Here is a 14,197-nt window from a genome sequence, read left to right as displayed (position 1 = left end):
TCAAACCCTTTCAAGGATGAGCGCGACACCTTGCCCGACACCGACGCACATGGTGCAAAGCGCATAGCGTCCGCCCGAGCGTTTCAACTGATAGGCGGCGGTCATGACCAATCGCGCGCCGGACATGCCCAGGGGATGGCCGATAGCAATGGCGCCACCGTTAGCATTCACATGGGCCGCGTCGTCAGGAACACCAAGCGCGCGTAAGGTTGCCAGGCCCTGCGAGGCGAAAGCCTCGTTCAATTCTATCACATCCATCTGATCAATGCTCAGATTGGCGCGAGACAGCACTTTTTGGCATGCGGGGACCGGGCCGATACCCATGACCCGAGGGGCCACACCGGCTGCTGACATCGCAACAATGCGGGCCATCGGCGTCAGCCCGTGTTCTTGCGCGGCCTCTTCAGAGGCGATCAACAATGCGGCCGCTCCGTCGTTCACGCCTGAGGCGTTTCCCGCCGTAACTGTATGATCGGGGCCGTTTATGCCACGTAGTTTTTCCAGCTTTTCAATGTTGGTGCCCGGTCGCGGGTGCTCGTCGCGGTCCACGACAATCGCATCCCCCTTGCGTTGGGGGATGGTGACCGGTGTGATCTCTTCGGCAAAAACGCCCGCTTGATCCGCCGCCGCCCATCGCGCCTGACTGCGCGCGGCAAAGGCGTCCTGATCCGCCCGGCTGATCTGATGATCATCGGCCACATTATCAGCTGTCTGCGGCATGGAATCGATGCCATAGGCCGCTTTCATCTTCGGGTTGACGAACCGCCATCCGATGGTTGTGTCGAAAACCTCATTACTGCGGGAAAACGCGGTGTCGGCTTTAGGCATTACAAAGGGTGCGCGGCTCATGCTTTCGACGCCGCCAGCGATTGCGAGGTCCATGTCTCCGGCCCGGATGGCACGTGCTGCCTGTCCCACAGCATCCATGCCGGAGGCGCAGAGACGGTTGATGGTTGATCCCGGCACCTCGATGGGCAGTCCGGCCAGCAGTGCGGCCATGCGCGCAACGTTCCGGTTGTCTTCGCCCGCTTGATTGGCACAGCCCAGAATAACGTCATCGACGCGGGCCCAATCGACCGATGGGTTGCGTGACATCAGAGCGGCTATTGGAATCGCTGCAAGGTCATCGGCGCGCGCAGAAGACAGGCTGCCACCGTAGCGTCCAATAGGTGTCCGCTGTGCATCGCAAATGAAAGCCTGCATGTATGAGTGTCCTCCGGGGTTTGGAGGACATTATTTCATGGCGGGATTCGTTTCAACAGAAACGTTACGAACGATAGGATGCTATCAAATTCTCGTAACGCTTTCTGGTTCAGGTTTTTTCCCGGGCGCTTTCGAACAGAGCGCGAAGCGTTTTGCCGCCCAATTCCTGCATCAGGTCATCTGCGGTGTTTGCTTCTGACAGCAATGACTTCTGATTTTCAGATATTCGAATGGTGTCTGCATTGCGCACTGCTGCTTTGATATCTTCAACCGATCTTTGCACGGTGCGACAGATACCGCAGAGCCGCGTGACACGACCTGCGCTGTCATCGGTAAACAGCCCTTGATCCCGCGCCGCTTCAAACATGGAAACCAGATTTTGCAACTGCATGTCGGCCAGCGATGAAAAGAAGCGGATATTGTCGAAAGTGATGCGGTTGCCTTCGGCGTAACGGTCGCTGGTAATCTGGAACGCGGTGCCAATCACTCGGTCACCGCCTGAGCCAAGCGGAACATGCTGCAGCGATGTATCCCAATGCTGAAGACCCTTTGGCATCGTCAGGGTTTCAAAATAGCGCAGGTCACGATGCATGTCAGCGCATTGAGCGTATTTTCCAATGACGCTTTGCGCTTCGGATTGTGGCAAGAGTTCGCGAATTTCAATATCGCGCATGCTGGCAGTGGAAAGCCCTGATGCCTTGGCATGCGCCTCGTTGGTACAAATTATTTTAAAGTCATCTTGGGCGCTGCTGCGCTCTGCCGCAAACATCGGCACAGAAAACTGGTCAAAAAGAGCCGCAAGTTGATCTGCGGAATGAGTATCAAACATTTTACCTCACCAAGTTAAAAGAGGAAAATGCCTGATGTCTCTTTCGAAGAGGTTTCTGGAAAAATGGGGTTTTTAAGAGAGTTTTATAGGTTCATCTTGGCCGGTTAGGTGAATACGTCGTCGTTTTCAAAATTATCATAATATATTCAAAATGTTGCCGGCCATGGCGTTTCCATGACGGGCAACATTTTCCGATTTGTAAACAGTTTGTTCATGACCTGGCATGAAGGCAGCGTGTTATTCCGGCAAGAGCACCCATGCCGCGTTTCGCGCGGACGAGCGCACGCAGGCGTCGACAAAATGCATGCCGCGCAACCCATCATACACAGTTGGGTATGTCACCTCGGACGCTGGCGTCGTTCCTGAGCGGTGCGCCACGATGGCGTCTGCCGCTTCGCTGTAAATATTCGCGAAGCCTTCAAGGTATCCTTCCGGATGGCCGGGCGGGACGCGGCTCATGCGTGCAGCGGCGTCTCCGGCCCCAGCTCCGTTCCGGGTGATCAGACGTTTGGGCTCTCCGAACGGGCTGTGCCATAACTGGTTCGGATTTTCCTGAGCCCATTCCAGCCCGCCTTTTTCGCCGTAAACCCGTAGGCGCAGCGCATTTTCATTTCCGGGTGCGACCTGACTGGACCACAACATGCCGCGCGCGCCGCCCTTGAACCGCAGCATGACATGCGCATTGTCATCCAACTGACGGCCCGACACAAACGCCTGCAAATCCGCAGCAAGGCTTTCGACCGTCAGACCGGTCACAAAACAGGCAAGATTATGGGCATGAGTGCCGATATCGCCCGTTGATCCGCCCGCGCCGGACTGTGCCGGGTCGGTTCGCCAGGCGGCTTGCTTGAAATCCTCATGTTTGGTCAGCCAGTCCTGCGGATACTCCACCTGCACGACACGAATGGCCCCAAGTTCACCCTGCGCCACCATTTCGCGCGCCTGCCGGACCAGCGGATAGCCGGTGTAATTATGGGTCAGGACAAACAGCGCATCGGACGCTTCGGCGGCTTTCACCATCTTGCGCGCATCGGCCATTGAGGACGTGAGCGGCTTGTCGCAGATCACATGGATGCCGCGTTTGAGAAACTCGCGCGCCGCGGCAAAATGGACATGGTTCGGCGTCACGATCGCCACCGCTTCAATGCCGTTTTTCAGGCGGGCTTCGCGGATCGCCATTTGTTTGAAATCGTCATAGATGCGGTCCTCGGGCAGACCGAGCGCCTCACCCGATGCACGGGCTTTTTCCGGGGTCGAGGACAAGGCCCCTGCCACAAGCTCATAGCGGTCATCGAGCCGCGCGGCGATGCGGTGTACGGCTCCAATAAAGGCGTCATTGCCGCCGCCAACCATGCCCAAACGAATGCGATTGCTCATATTTATATCCCCAGCATCTTGCGGTTTGCGGCCTCATCCGTGCCGCCATCTGCGAAGTCGTCAAAGGCGCGTTCGGTCACTCGGATGATGTGATCCTTCACGAACTCTGCGCCTTCCCGAGCGCCGTCTTCGGGGTGCTTCAGGCAGCATTCCCATTCGACCACGGCCCATCCGTCAAAATCATTGGCCGCCATTTTGGAGAAGATCGCCGCGAAATCCACCTGTCCATCGCCCAGCGAGCGGAAACGCCCCGCGCGGTCCACCCAGGGCTGGTAGCCCCCATAAACGCCCTGACGGCCCGTCGGATTGAACTCCGCATCCTTGACGTGAAACATCTTGATGCGTTCGGCGTAGATGTCGATGTGATCGAGGTAATCAAGACATTGCAGCACGAAATGCGAAGGATCATAGAGCATGTTGCAGCGGGCATGATTGTCGACACGCTCCAGAAACATCTCGAAGGTGACCCCGTCGTGCAGGTCTTCGCCGGGGTGGATTTCATAACAGATGTTCACATCATTGGCGTCTGCATGATCCAGGATTGGGCGCCACCGTTTCGCCAATTCGTCAAAGGCGGTCTCAACCAGACCCGCAGGGCGTTGCGGCCAGGGGTAGATATAGGGCCATGCGAGCGCGCCGGAGAAAGACACGTGGTTCTTGATCCCCATGTTGGCAGAGGCGGAAATTGCCTTCATGACCTGATCGACGGCCCATGCCTGACGCGCCTGCGGATCACCATGCACCGACGGATCAGCAAAGCCGTCAAATCCGGCATCATAAGCGGGGTGAACGGCCACAAGCTGGCCCTGCAAATGGGTTGAAAGCTCCGTGACCTCAATGCCATTGGCCGCCGCCTGCCCTTTGAACTCGTCGCAATAGGTTTTAGAGTCGGCGGCCTTTTCCAGATCGAAAAGACGCGCATCCCAACTGGGCACCTGAACTCCTTTGTAACCGCAGTCTGCGGCCCATTTCGTAATCGCGTCCCATGAATTGAAAGGCGCGTCATCGCCTGCGAATTGCGCCAGAAAGAGCGCCGGTCCCTTGATCGTCTTCATCTTAATCTCCCTGTTGGCCGCCGCGATCTGGCGGCAGATTTTCTTTGAGGTAAACGTCGATCCGAATGCGTTCCTGTGCCGGATTGATCGGCACGTTGTCGCTATGCGCCCGCATGATGCGGACAGCGCTGCGGATCAAATGACCGGAATCCTGACTGATCACCGCGTCAAAGCGTTCGTCTTTCAGAGCGGCGCGCGACAGGGGTGTCAGTTCATGCGCGATGATCACGGGCGGCTGTGCCTGCGGATGGTTCTGCAGGTGCCGCACCAGACCGGCATTGCCTGCGGCTGACGAATAGATGCCCAGAATGTTGCGGTCGGTATCAAAGGCGCGGGGCAACAGGCGCTCGATCAGATCAGGATCGTCGCGCCCTTCGAGCGACGCCATGATGTTGAGATTGGGAAAATCACGCGCCATGACCTCATCAAAACCCAGCCTGCGTTCGAGGTGATCGCGCGCGAGCATGGAGCCGGTCAGCACGAGGACCTCACCGGTTACTGGCCCCAGAAAACGACCCATCAGCTGTGCGGCGGTCCGCCCGGCGGCGATATTGTCGATGCCCACGTAGGTGTTGCGTTCAGAGCTTGGAATGTCCGCCACCAGCGAGACAACCGATACCCCGTGGCCGCGAAGTTTCGATATGCTGTCCCGCACGGACGGCGTTTCCGGGCCGAAAATTGCAACGCCATCAACATCACCGGGGTCAATCGCGTCAATGGCATCCGCCAGCGCCATCGGGTCGAAGGCCGGCACACGTATATGCGAAATCCGCGTGCGCTCGCGCTTCAGGCCCTGCGACAGGTCGGCGATCTGTTCCTGCAGCAGTTCGACGAATTCATTGTTGGTCGCAGGCAGAATAAAGAGGAACCGGTAGATACGGCCACGGGCAAGATTGGCGGCAGCGGTGTCGCGCACATATCCCAGATGCGCGATGGCGCGGTTCACCTTTTCGACGGTCACTTTGCGCACACCCGGACGTTCATTCAGAACCCGGTCCACGGTCGCAAGGCTGACCTGCGCGACACGGGCAATGTCGTTTACGGTTGGGTTCAACGGGGTGTCGCGACTGACCTTCATTTCGGGGGTCGTTATCCTTTCAACGCAGAGGCCAGCCCCTCAAAGAGCCGCGCCACCGCTTCGGCTCCGGGATCATTGTGACCGATCAGATTTTCCTCCGGCACATAGGAGGCCCGACCGGCCTTGGCCCGGCCCATGGCCGCTGTACCGTCAGCGCCCTGCCGGGCTGCCAATGCTGCGGCATCGACGCCTTGGGGCAGGGCTTCCAAAGCTGGTTTCAGCGCATCGATCATTGTGCGGTCACCCTGTTGCGCGCCACCCACCTCGCTGATGCGTTGCAACCCGGCCAGCAGAGCCTCTGGTGTGGGCGTTCCATTGGCGCAGGCATCGCCGGTTGCGCTAAAAAAGATCGCGAGGATCACACCCGAAGATCCCCCCATGGTCTGACCGAGTTCATTCCCGATCGCGCGGAAAAGCTGCGTCAGATCAGCCAGTGGCATACGGTCCATCGACCCTTTCAACGCACGCGCAGCGGTGGCCAGCGTGCTGCCAGTGTCACCGTCACCGGATTTTGCATCCAACACATTGAGGTCACTTTCCGCCGCAATCAGCAGATCGCAACAGGTGTCGATCAGCGCGCGGGTTTTGGGATTTTCCGACGGGATCGGCTTGATTGGGCTCAACCCATCCGGCAAGGGCTTGACCGAAACCGGCGACAACAGCGTCATGCCCGGCCAGTCCGGCAAGGGAATGTCCCGCGCCAATGCGGCTTCTCTGCCCTCTGTCAAGGGCAGCAGGGACACCGAGAATCCATGCATATCCAGTGATGTCATCAGCGGTGCCGGTCCGATGATCGCTTTGATCCCTTTGGCTTTTTCCGAAGTTGCCAGAGCCTGTGCCAGCACCGCCATTTCAAGCGGTGTGGTGGAGCCCAGATTGTTCAGCAAGGCCACGCAGTCTTGACCTGTGACATGAGGCACCAACTTGTCGAGCACCATGTCCATGGCCGATACCGCCCCTTCGAGCGCTACTTGTTGCACGCCCGCTTCGCCGTGAATCCCAAGCCCCAATTCCGCCATGCCAGCCGCGATCCGGTCTTCTTTTGTCGAGCCGGGAACGGTGCAGGTGTCCAGCGACATCCCGATAGAGGCCATATCCCGCACCGCGGTTTCGGCGGCGTTGGATACGGTATCCAGATCGGCCCCGTCTTCGGCCAGAGCGCCCGCGATCTTGTGCACGAAGAGTGTCCCCGCGACACCACGCGCCTGCGGCAGATCGGGCAGGGCAATGTCATCGTCTACCACGACCATGGCGACCTTGAGCCCGAAGGCGCGCGCGCGTTCCGCAGCCAGACCAAAATTCAGCCGGTCGCCAGTGTAGTTTTTCACGATCAGCAGACAGCCCGCTTCGCCGGTGACGGCAAGGATACCCGCGAGCACTGCGTCCACCGATGGCGACGCGAAAACTTCGCCGCAGACGGCCGCCGTCAACATGCCCTCGCCCACGAAACCCGCATGGGCCGGTTCATGGCCGGACCCGCCGCCCGAGATCAGTGCGACACGTGACTTGCCCCAATCGCTGCGGCACACGACCTTGATGTGGGGGTAGCCATCAAGGCGGTAGAGCCTGCCTCCGGAGCAGGCCAGCAGCCCGTCGATTGCATCTGTGACCAGCGTGTCCTTGCCATTGATGAATTGCGCCATGTCTCTCCCCTTTTCAGTAAATTCTGTCGCCGGAGGCGTCAAAACACAGCGGATCACGCGGTGCTATGTCGACCTCATGTCCCGGCTGATAGTCCGCGTGCGGGTCTGCCAGCGTGATGATTTCGTGCCCGTCAAGTCGCAGGTGCAGTCGCGTATGATCGCCCAAATGCTCAACGCGGCCCACCTGCGCGGCACGCCCTTCGCCCTGCGTGACATGTTCCGGTCTGAGCCCGATCTGATGTGCGCCCTTGGGGGCTGTGCCAAAGAGATCACCCGGCAAGATATTGATGCGCGGCTGGCCAAGGCGCGAAGCGACATAGACGGAATTGGGGTTCTCGTAGATGTCACGCGGGGTGCCGAACTGCACCAGCTTGCCCTGATCCAACACGCCCACATGGGTGGCCATGGTCATCGCCTCGATCTGATCGTGCGTCACATAGAGGATGGTCGCGCCAAGGCTGGCCTGAATGCGTTTGAGTTCAATACGCAGATCGGTGCGAAGCTTGGCGTCCAGAGAACTCAGCGGTTCGTCCATCAGATAGACCTGCGGTTCCCGCACCAAGGCCCGCCCGATGGAAACGCGCTGCATTTCGCCCCCCGATAATTCGGTGGCCTTGTTGTCCAGTTTGTGGGTGATCTGAAGCACGCGCGCCACCTCTGCCACCTTGCGGGTGATCTCTTCGGCGGGTGTGTTGAGGATCGGGGATTTCAGCGGAAAGGCCAGATTTTCGCGCACTGACAGATGCGGATAAAGCGAATATTGCTGGAAGACCATGGCCACGTCACGCTGCGCCGGGGTTTCATCATTGACTCTGCGCCCGCCGATGAAAACCTCCCCCCGGTCGAGCTTTTCCAACCCGGAAATCAGACGCAGGGTTGTTGTCTTTCCGGCACCCGTTGGGCCCAACAGCACGACAAATGCGCCATCGGGGATGGTCATGTCGATGCCTGCGACACCAACCGTGCTGCCGAAGGATTTGGACACATCCTTGAGGACAACTTCAGCCATGGGCGAGCACCCCTTCGTTCAACTCGGACCGCAACGCGCGGCCGGAGGTTTCGTCAAAAAGCGTGATGGTGTCGGGCCGGAAATCCAGACCGATTTTCTCTCCCACAGTGGCCATCTGCCCGGCAGGGACGCGGGCCTTCAGATCGCCGTCGGGTGTCTCCAGCGTGATGATCTGGGTGGTGCCCAGATACTCGGTGGCCAGCACTTCCCCCCGGTATGCGCCCGCATCGCTCAGACGCACATGTTCTGGCCGCACGCCAAAAACCAGCTTGCCGGACGCCCCGTCGATCTGGCGCGGTACGGTCATGGGTTGGCCATTCAAATCAACGGTTTGCGCCCCTTTCGCAACGGATCCGTCAAAGCGCAGAAAGTTCATCGACGGCGAGCCGATGAAGTCGGCGACAAACATCGAGGCGGGCTTGTCATAGATCTCCTGCGGGGTGCCGAACTGTTCGACCACGGCATTGTTCATCACCACGATCTTGTCGCCCATCTGCATGGCTTCCAACTGGTCATGGGTCACGTAGACGGTGGTGGCGCCCATGCGGTCGTGCAGGGCGCGCAGCTCTTCGGACATGTGCTCGCGGAACTCTGCATCCAGCGCACCTAAGGGTTCGTCCATCATGAAGGCCTTGGGGTCACGCACGATGGCCCGGCCCAGAGCGACCCGCTGACGGTCGCCACCCGACAGACCGCCCACGGGTTTGTTCAGAATATCGGTGATCCCGAGGATGCCCGCGACCTCCTCGACCTTGGCCTTGACGGCGGCACGCGCCATGCCTTGAGAGACCAGCGGGTAGCTGAGGTTCTTGCGCACGTTCATATGCGGATAGAGCGCGAACATCTGGAAAACGAAGGCGATGTCGCGCTGGCTGGGCGGGCGCTGGCTGATCTCTTCACCGTCGAGGTAGATCTCGCCTGAGGTGGGCAGCTCAAGCCCCGCGATCATCCGCAGGGTGGTGGTCTTGCCGCAGCCAGACGGACCCAGCAACATGAAAAATTCGCCGTCCTCGATGGTGAAACTCGACTCCCTCACAGCCGTGAAATCGCCGAATTCCTTGCGCAGATTTTTGATGATGATCTGAGCCACTGGGCTACTCCGGAAAGTGACTGACGATGATGAACATCACCGTGCCGACAAGTGTGGTGATGAAGGAATAGGTGAAGGCCCACATCACGAAAGGCTGCATCAGCATGAAGACCCCAAGCGCGATGAGAATGGTGGCGACCATCTCCCAGGGGCCGCGTCTGAGGCGTAACAGACCGGAGAAGAAATTGCTCATCTCGGACCCTCCAAAGGCCGGTATGATCCGCGTGCACAACCTGTGCACCGTCTGTGCACCGCTTTGGTGCATATGGGAAAATCGCGAGGCAGGATCATTTGCGCACCGCTCCGAAGGTAATGCCGCGCAACAGGTGTTTGCGCAGGGCGACGGTGAAGATCATCACCGGCAGCAGGAAGATCGTGGCCCCTGCCGCGACGGCGGGCCAGTCGAGGCCGCCGACGCCGATGATGGTCGGGATGAAGGGCGGGGCGGTTTGCGCCGTGCCGGAGGTCAGCAGCACCGCAAAGGCATATTCGTTCCAGGCAAAGATCAGACAGAAGATCGCGGTCGACGCGATGCCGGTGGCGGCCTGGGGCAGCACGACCTTGTAGAAGGCCTGAAACCTTGTGTAGCCGTCGATCAGCGCGGCCTCTTCATACTCGCGGGGGATTTCGTCGATGAAGCCTTTGAGCAGCCAGACGGCCAGCGAAATATTGACCGCCGTATAGAGCAGGATCATGCCCAGATGTGTGTCCGAGAGGCCCAGCTGCCGGTACATCAGGAAGATCGGGATGGCCACAGCGATGGGGGGCATCATCCTTGTGCTGAGGATGAAGAACAGCAGGTCATCGGCCAGCGGGATTTTGAAGCGTGAAAACGCATAGGCCGCGAGGGTGCCGAGCACGATGCTGAGGAAGGTGGAGCCAAAGCCGATGATCACCGAATTCAGGAACCGCTCGCCGAATTTCGAGGGGCCGGCGATGACCATGTCGCGTTCGCGCACGATCTCTTCGTACCAGGTATCGGGCGGTGGCAGGGCGTCGAGCGCTTCCTGACCAATGCGCGTGCGGGTGGTGAAGAGGTTCACGTAGCCTTCGAGCGAGGGCTCAAAGAACACCTTGGGCGGGTAGGAGATGCTGTCGGGCGGGGTCTTGAACCCGGTGAGCATGATCCATGCCAGCGGCACCATGGTGATGAGCGCGTAGAGGATGACCAATGTGCCGGCAAACCACTTGCTGCGCTGGCTGGGTTCGGTGACGGAAAAGCTGCTCATGAGGCGGCACCCTGTTTCCAAGGCATCGGCCCGGTGGGAACCGCCGGGCAGCGCCCGACCCTCCCCACGGGAGGGCGCTTCACGCCCCCGCAGGCTCGGGCGCTGCCCTCAGCGCAGGCGATTTCGGTGCAAAGCCAGTCGTTCATCATCACCGCTCCTTCACCTTGTTCAGTGCTTTCACATAGATGCTGGCCAGACCGAACACCGTCACAAAGAGGATGATGGCGTAGGCCGAGGCATAGCCCGTGCGCCATTTCTCGAAAGCCTCGCGTTTGAGGTTGATCGAGGTCAGTTCCGTCGTCGACCCCGGCCCGCCGCCCGTCAGTTGAACCACCAGATCGAACATCTTGAAATTCTCGATGCCGCGAAAAAGCACCGCCAGCATCAGAAAGGGCAGCACCATAGGAATGGTGATGGTAAAGAACTGCCGCAGCTTGGAGGCGCGGTCGATCTCGGCGGCCTCATAGATATAATCGGGGATGCTTCGCAGCCCGGCGAGACAAATGAGCATAACAAAGGGCGTCCACATCCAGGTATCCACGATCACGATGGACCAGGGGGCCAGATCCACCGATCCCAGCATCTCAAAGCTGGAAGGATCCTTGCCGGTGAAAAAGGCCACGATGTAGTTGAAAAGCCCGATCTGCGGTTGATAGAGAAACTTCCAGAAGTTACCGACCACCGCAGGCGACAGCATCATCGGCAGCACGATGATGGTGGTCCAAAGGTCATTACCCCTGAATTTCTTGTTGATCAGATAGGCCAAGGCGAAGCCGATGAGCACCTGAAAGAAGATCGTCCAGAAGAGGAAATGCGCCGTGGCCTGCATGTTCAGCCAGATGTCGCTGTCCGTCAGGATGCGTTCGTAATTGCGCAGGCCCACGTTCTTGATTTCGCGCCCGGCGCGATTGGCCTTGAAGTCGGTGAAGCTGAGCCTGATCGTCCAGATCAGCGGAAAGATGTTGATCGCCAACAGCAAAAAGATCGTCGGCCCGACAAATATCCAGGCAATGGCGCGGTCACTCAGCCCGCGGATCTTGCGCGCAACGCCGGGCGGTGTGGCCTGCGCGGCTCGGGAAAGAGGGGTCTCGGTCATCAGGCGCAGCTTTCCTGACGCAAGACGGCCCGAAGGCACGCCTTGCGGTGTGAGATTTCCGTAAGGTGGGCTTCAGGCCACCTTACCGGATGGGTTCAGAGCTTGCCTTCGTCCTCGAAGACTTCGGTCCAATCCTCAATCAGCTTGTCCAGCGCTTCCTTGGCGGTGCCCTGATCGGCCACGATGTAGTCGTGCATGCGTTTCTGCATGGCGATCAGAAGTTCCGCATAGGCTGGCTCCTGCCAGAAATCCTGCACGGCCCCCATGGCTTCGAGGAAGTCACCGGCAAAGGGTGCGGATGCCGGAAAATCCGGGCTTTCCAGCACGGCCTTATGCGCGGAATAGCCGCCCAGATCCCACCATTTCTGCTGGACCGCCGGGTCCGCGAACCACTTGATGTACTCAAGCGCCGCATCCTGCTTGTCGGAATAGGCCACAACGGAAATACCCTGCCCGCCCAGTGTGGAGCCTTCCTGATTTTGCGGCGGGTTGACGAAGAAATCGATCTTTTCGCCGCCCGTGTCAGGGTCCGCGTAAAGACCTGGGAAAAAGGCGAACCAGTTCATCGCCATGGCGACCTGACCGGATTTGAACGCGTCGAGCGATTCCCCCATATAGGAGTTCGTATAGCCTGGCGGCGTCGCCGTTTGATAGAATTTCTTATAGAATTCAAGTGCTTCCACAGCCTCTGGCGAATTCACAGCGCCTTCCATGTCGTAAGACCCGGGCGTGTTTTCATATTTGAAACCCCAGGGATAAAGCGCCCCCGTCACCCCCATGGTGATGCCTTCGGAACCCCGTTCGGTGAAAATGGCCGCGCCATAAACGGTCTGTCCGTCGATCTCGCGTCCCTGGAAAAACTGCGCAATCTCCAGCAGTTCCTTTTGCGACTTGGGTTCTGCCAGATCGCGGCCCGTGGCTTCCTTGAAAGCGGCCTTGATGTCGTCACGGCCAAACCAGTCCTTGCGATAGAACCAGCCATTGGCGTCCCCCATGGCGGGCAGCGCATAGTAATTTGGCGTCCCCTTGGGCCATGTCGAATAGGCGTAGACGGTCGCATCGGCGAAATCATCCATGGAGATGCCCGCGCTGTCGAAGAAATCGTTGAGCTTTACGTAATGCCCGTTCTCCGCCCCGCCGCCGATCCACTGGCTGTCGCCGATCAGCAGGTCGCAAAGCTTGCCGCCGGAGTTCAATTCGTTGAGCATGCGGTCCGCAAAATTCGGCCATGGAATAAATTCAAAGCTCATCGTGTGCCCGGACTGGGCCTCAAATTCCTTGCTGAGCTCGACCAGCGCGTTCGCCGGGTCCCATGCGGCCCAGCAGAGCGTCAGATCATCCGCCTGCGCCGAGGCGCCAAAACCCGCGGCGACAAGGCTCAATGCGCTGACCGTTGTCAGTTTCGAATATGTCATGTGATTCCTCCTTAAGTGTCCTCCGACCGGTTGAAACGATTCGGATTTCAGACAAGTGAAGGCTAAATGAGGGGCGTACCTCATGTCGACCGATTTTTGAGGGGCGTACCTCGGAAACACACGCAATGGCTTGAATTATTATGGAAAAATTTCTTCTACGGCCTGAAAATCAAGTGGTTTTCAGTCCCCCGTAATGGCCGGTTCACACGTTGACGTGCCGCAAACGCCGCTCGCGCCAGACAATCATCAACCCACCAAATGCCACCAGAATGGCGCCGGGAAAGAGCTCCTCCCAGGGCGCTTCGTCAAAGAAAATCCAGCCCAGAACAAAGGCCATGGGGATGCCGAAATAGCTGAACGGGGCCAGGTTGCTTTGTTCGGTCATGCGGTAGGAAACCACCAGAAACAGCACCGCCGTGCCGCCAAATCCGCCCATTGCGAGGATCCATGCGATGTCGCTGATCTGTGCCAGCGGGCTGAACCCGCCGGTTACAAACACAAGACCCAACGCGCCGATTGCCGCCACGCCGGTGGAGTAGAGATTGATCAGCGCCGATGGCACGTCGTCATCCATCATCCGCGCCGTGACACCGGCCAATGCGTAAAGCAGGGCGGAGATCAGCGGCAAGAGCGCCGCGGGCGTAAAGGCATCGCTGCCGGGCTTGACGATCAGCATGACGCCCGCAAACCCGATGAGCACCGCTCCCCAGCGCAACATGCCCACCTTTTCGCCCAGCAGTGGCACGGCAAGGGCGGTCATGAACAGGGCATTGGCATAGGTGATCGAACTGGCCGTGGCAAAGCTGAGCAACCCCAGCGACATGTAAAAGGTGAACTGCGCAAAGGTCAGAATGACACCGCGCGCCATGGCAAGCGGCCATTGACGCAGGCGCATCCGCCGCCCCGCAGCACGCCAGGCCGATGACGACCAAAGGGCAATTGCCGACGGGATCAGGCCGCAGATATTACGATAAGCAGAAAGCTCTGCGGCCGAATAATCCGCAGACAAATACTTGATGACCAACCCCATCAGATCGAACAGCAACAGGGCAACCAGTGAGTAAACGATGGCCAATGTGGTGCGGTTGGGGAGCATGAAACCTCGGTTCTGATGACCGGCACCCTAGCCAAAAGCGCGGCACTCACCAGCCCTTTCGGGGAAACCGGCCTCGC

Annotated in this window: 13 protein-coding genes; all 13 read right to left on the bottom strand. The window is 59.1% G+C overall.

Annotation, left to right across the window (positions count from 1 at the left end):
* The gene (gene pcaF, locus Q0802_RS07640) at window positions 1-1,203 is read right to left on the bottom strand and encodes a 3-oxoadipyl-CoA thiolase (RefSeq protein WP_298915936.1); all 1,203 of its coding nucleotides are present in this window, start codon (window positions 1,201-1,203) and stop codon (window positions 1-3) included.
* 109 nt (window positions 1,204-1,312) lie between these two features.
* Window positions 1,313-2,032, bottom strand: coding sequence for a hypothetical protein (locus Q0802_RS07635; RefSeq protein WP_298915933.1), 720 nt, complete (start codon window positions 2,030-2,032; stop codon window positions 1,313-1,315).
* Between the two features lie 237 nt (window positions 2,033-2,269).
* The gene (locus Q0802_RS07630) at window positions 2,270-3,409 is read right to left on the bottom strand and encodes a Gfo/Idh/MocA family oxidoreductase (RefSeq protein WP_298915931.1); all 1,140 of its coding nucleotides are present in this window, start codon (window positions 3,407-3,409) and stop codon (window positions 2,270-2,272) included.
* A 2-nt stretch (window positions 3,410-3,411) separates the two neighbouring features.
* A complete protein-coding gene (locus tag Q0802_RS07625) occupies window positions 3,412-4,464 on the bottom strand; it encodes a sugar phosphate isomerase/epimerase family protein (RefSeq protein WP_298915929.1) in 1,053 nt (350 codons plus the stop codon).
* Window position 4,465: 1 nt separating this feature from the next.
* Window positions 4,466-5,542, bottom strand: a complete 1,077-nt coding sequence (locus Q0802_RS07620) for a LacI family DNA-binding transcriptional regulator (protein WP_298915927.1) — start codon at window positions 5,540-5,542, stop codon at window positions 4,466-4,468.
* An 11-nt stretch (window positions 5,543-5,553) separates the two neighbouring features.
* Window positions 5,554-7,185 (bottom strand): dihydroxyacetone kinase subunit DhaK, encoded by a 1,632-nt coding sequence (locus Q0802_RS07615; RefSeq protein WP_298915924.1) that lies wholly within the window; start codon window positions 7,183-7,185, stop codon window positions 5,554-5,556.
* Window positions 7,186-7,198: 13 nt separating this feature from the next.
* Window positions 7,199-8,194, bottom strand: coding sequence for an ABC transporter ATP-binding protein (locus Q0802_RS07610; RefSeq protein ID WP_298915921.1), 996 nt, complete (start codon window positions 8,192-8,194; stop codon window positions 7,199-7,201).
* Window positions 8,187-9,284, bottom strand: coding sequence for an ABC transporter ATP-binding protein (locus Q0802_RS07605; RefSeq protein WP_298915914.1), 1,098 nt, complete (start codon window positions 9,282-9,284; stop codon window positions 8,187-8,189). Before Q0802_RS07605 ends, Q0802_RS07610 begins: the two co-directional genes overlap by 8 nt.
* A 4-nt stretch (window positions 9,285-9,288) precedes the next feature.
* Window positions 9,289-9,477, bottom strand: coding sequence for a hypothetical protein (locus Q0802_RS07600; protein ID WP_298915912.1), 189 nt, complete (start codon window positions 9,475-9,477; stop codon window positions 9,289-9,291).
* A gap of 94 nt (window positions 9,478-9,571) precedes the next feature.
* The gene (locus Q0802_RS07595) at window positions 9,572-10,513 is read right to left on the bottom strand and encodes a carbohydrate ABC transporter permease (RefSeq protein WP_298915910.1); all 942 of its coding nucleotides are present in this window, start codon (window positions 10,511-10,513) and stop codon (window positions 9,572-9,574) included.
* A gap of 148 nt (window positions 10,514-10,661) precedes the next feature.
* Entirely contained in the window at window positions 10,662-11,609 is a 948-nt protein-coding gene (locus Q0802_RS07590; protein ID WP_298915907.1) for a sugar ABC transporter permease, read from the bottom strand.
* A 95-nt stretch (window positions 11,610-11,704) separates the two neighbouring features.
* The gene (locus Q0802_RS07585; protein WP_298915904.1) at window positions 11,705-13,024 is read right to left on the bottom strand and encodes an extracellular solute-binding protein; all 1,320 of its coding nucleotides are present in this window, start codon (window positions 13,022-13,024) and stop codon (window positions 11,705-11,707) included.
* A 202-nt stretch (window positions 13,025-13,226) separates the two neighbouring features.
* A complete protein-coding gene (locus Q0802_RS07580) occupies window positions 13,227-14,120 on the bottom strand; it encodes a DMT family transporter (RefSeq protein ID WP_298915901.1) in 894 nt (297 codons plus the stop codon).
* Window positions 14,121-14,197 lie beyond the last annotated feature (77 nt).

The sequence above is a fragment of the uncultured Roseobacter sp. genome, assembly GCF_947495275.1.
GTDB lineage: Bacteria > Pseudomonadota > Alphaproteobacteria > Rhodobacterales > Rhodobacteraceae > Roseobacter.
The sequence above is the reverse complement of the archived record's forward strand: the minus strand, read 5'-3'. Positions and strand labels throughout refer to the sequence as shown.

Coding starts and splice junctions, on each gene's coding strand:
- pcaF (WP_298915936.1), bottom strand. CDS start 1,203: ATGCAGGCTTTCATTTGCGATGCACAGCGGACACCTATTGGACGCTAC.
- Q0802_RS07635 (WP_298915933.1), bottom strand. CDS start 2,032: ATGTTTGATACTCATTCCGCAGATCAACTTGCGGCTCTTTTTGACCAG.
- Q0802_RS07630 (WP_298915931.1), bottom strand. CDS start 3,409: ATGAGCAATCGCATTCGTTTGGGCATGGTTGGCGGCGGCAATGACGCC.
- Q0802_RS07625 (WP_298915929.1), bottom strand. CDS start 4,464: ATGAAGACGATCAAGGGACCGGCGCTCTTTCTGGCGCAATTCGCAGGC.
- Q0802_RS07620 (WP_298915927.1), bottom strand. CDS start 5,542: ATGAAGGTCAGTCGCGACACCCCGTTGAACCCAACCGTAAACGACATT.
- Q0802_RS07615 (WP_298915924.1), bottom strand. CDS start 7,185: ATGGCGCAATTCATCAATGGCAAGGACACGCTGGTCACAGATGCAATC.
- Q0802_RS07610 (WP_298915921.1), bottom strand. CDS start 8,194: ATGGCTGAAGTTGTCCTCAAGGATGTGTCCAAATCCTTCGGCAGCACG.
- Q0802_RS07600 (WP_298915912.1), bottom strand. CDS start 9,477: ATGAGCAATTTCTTCTCCGGTCTGTTACGCCTCAGACGCGGCCCCTGG.
- Q0802_RS07595 (WP_298915910.1), bottom strand. CDS start 10,513: ATGAGCAGCTTTTCCGTCACCGAACCCAGCCAGCGCAGCAAGTGGTTT.
- Q0802_RS07590 (WP_298915907.1), bottom strand. CDS start 11,609: ATGACCGAGACCCCTCTTTCCCGAGCCGCGCAGGCCACACCGCCCGGC.
- Q0802_RS07585 (WP_298915904.1), bottom strand. CDS start 13,024: ATGACATATTCGAAACTGACAACGGTCAGCGCATTGAGCCTTGTCGCC.
- Q0802_RS07580 (WP_298915901.1), bottom strand. CDS start 14,120: ATGCTCCCCAACCGCACCACATTGGCCATCGTTTACTCACTGGTTGCC.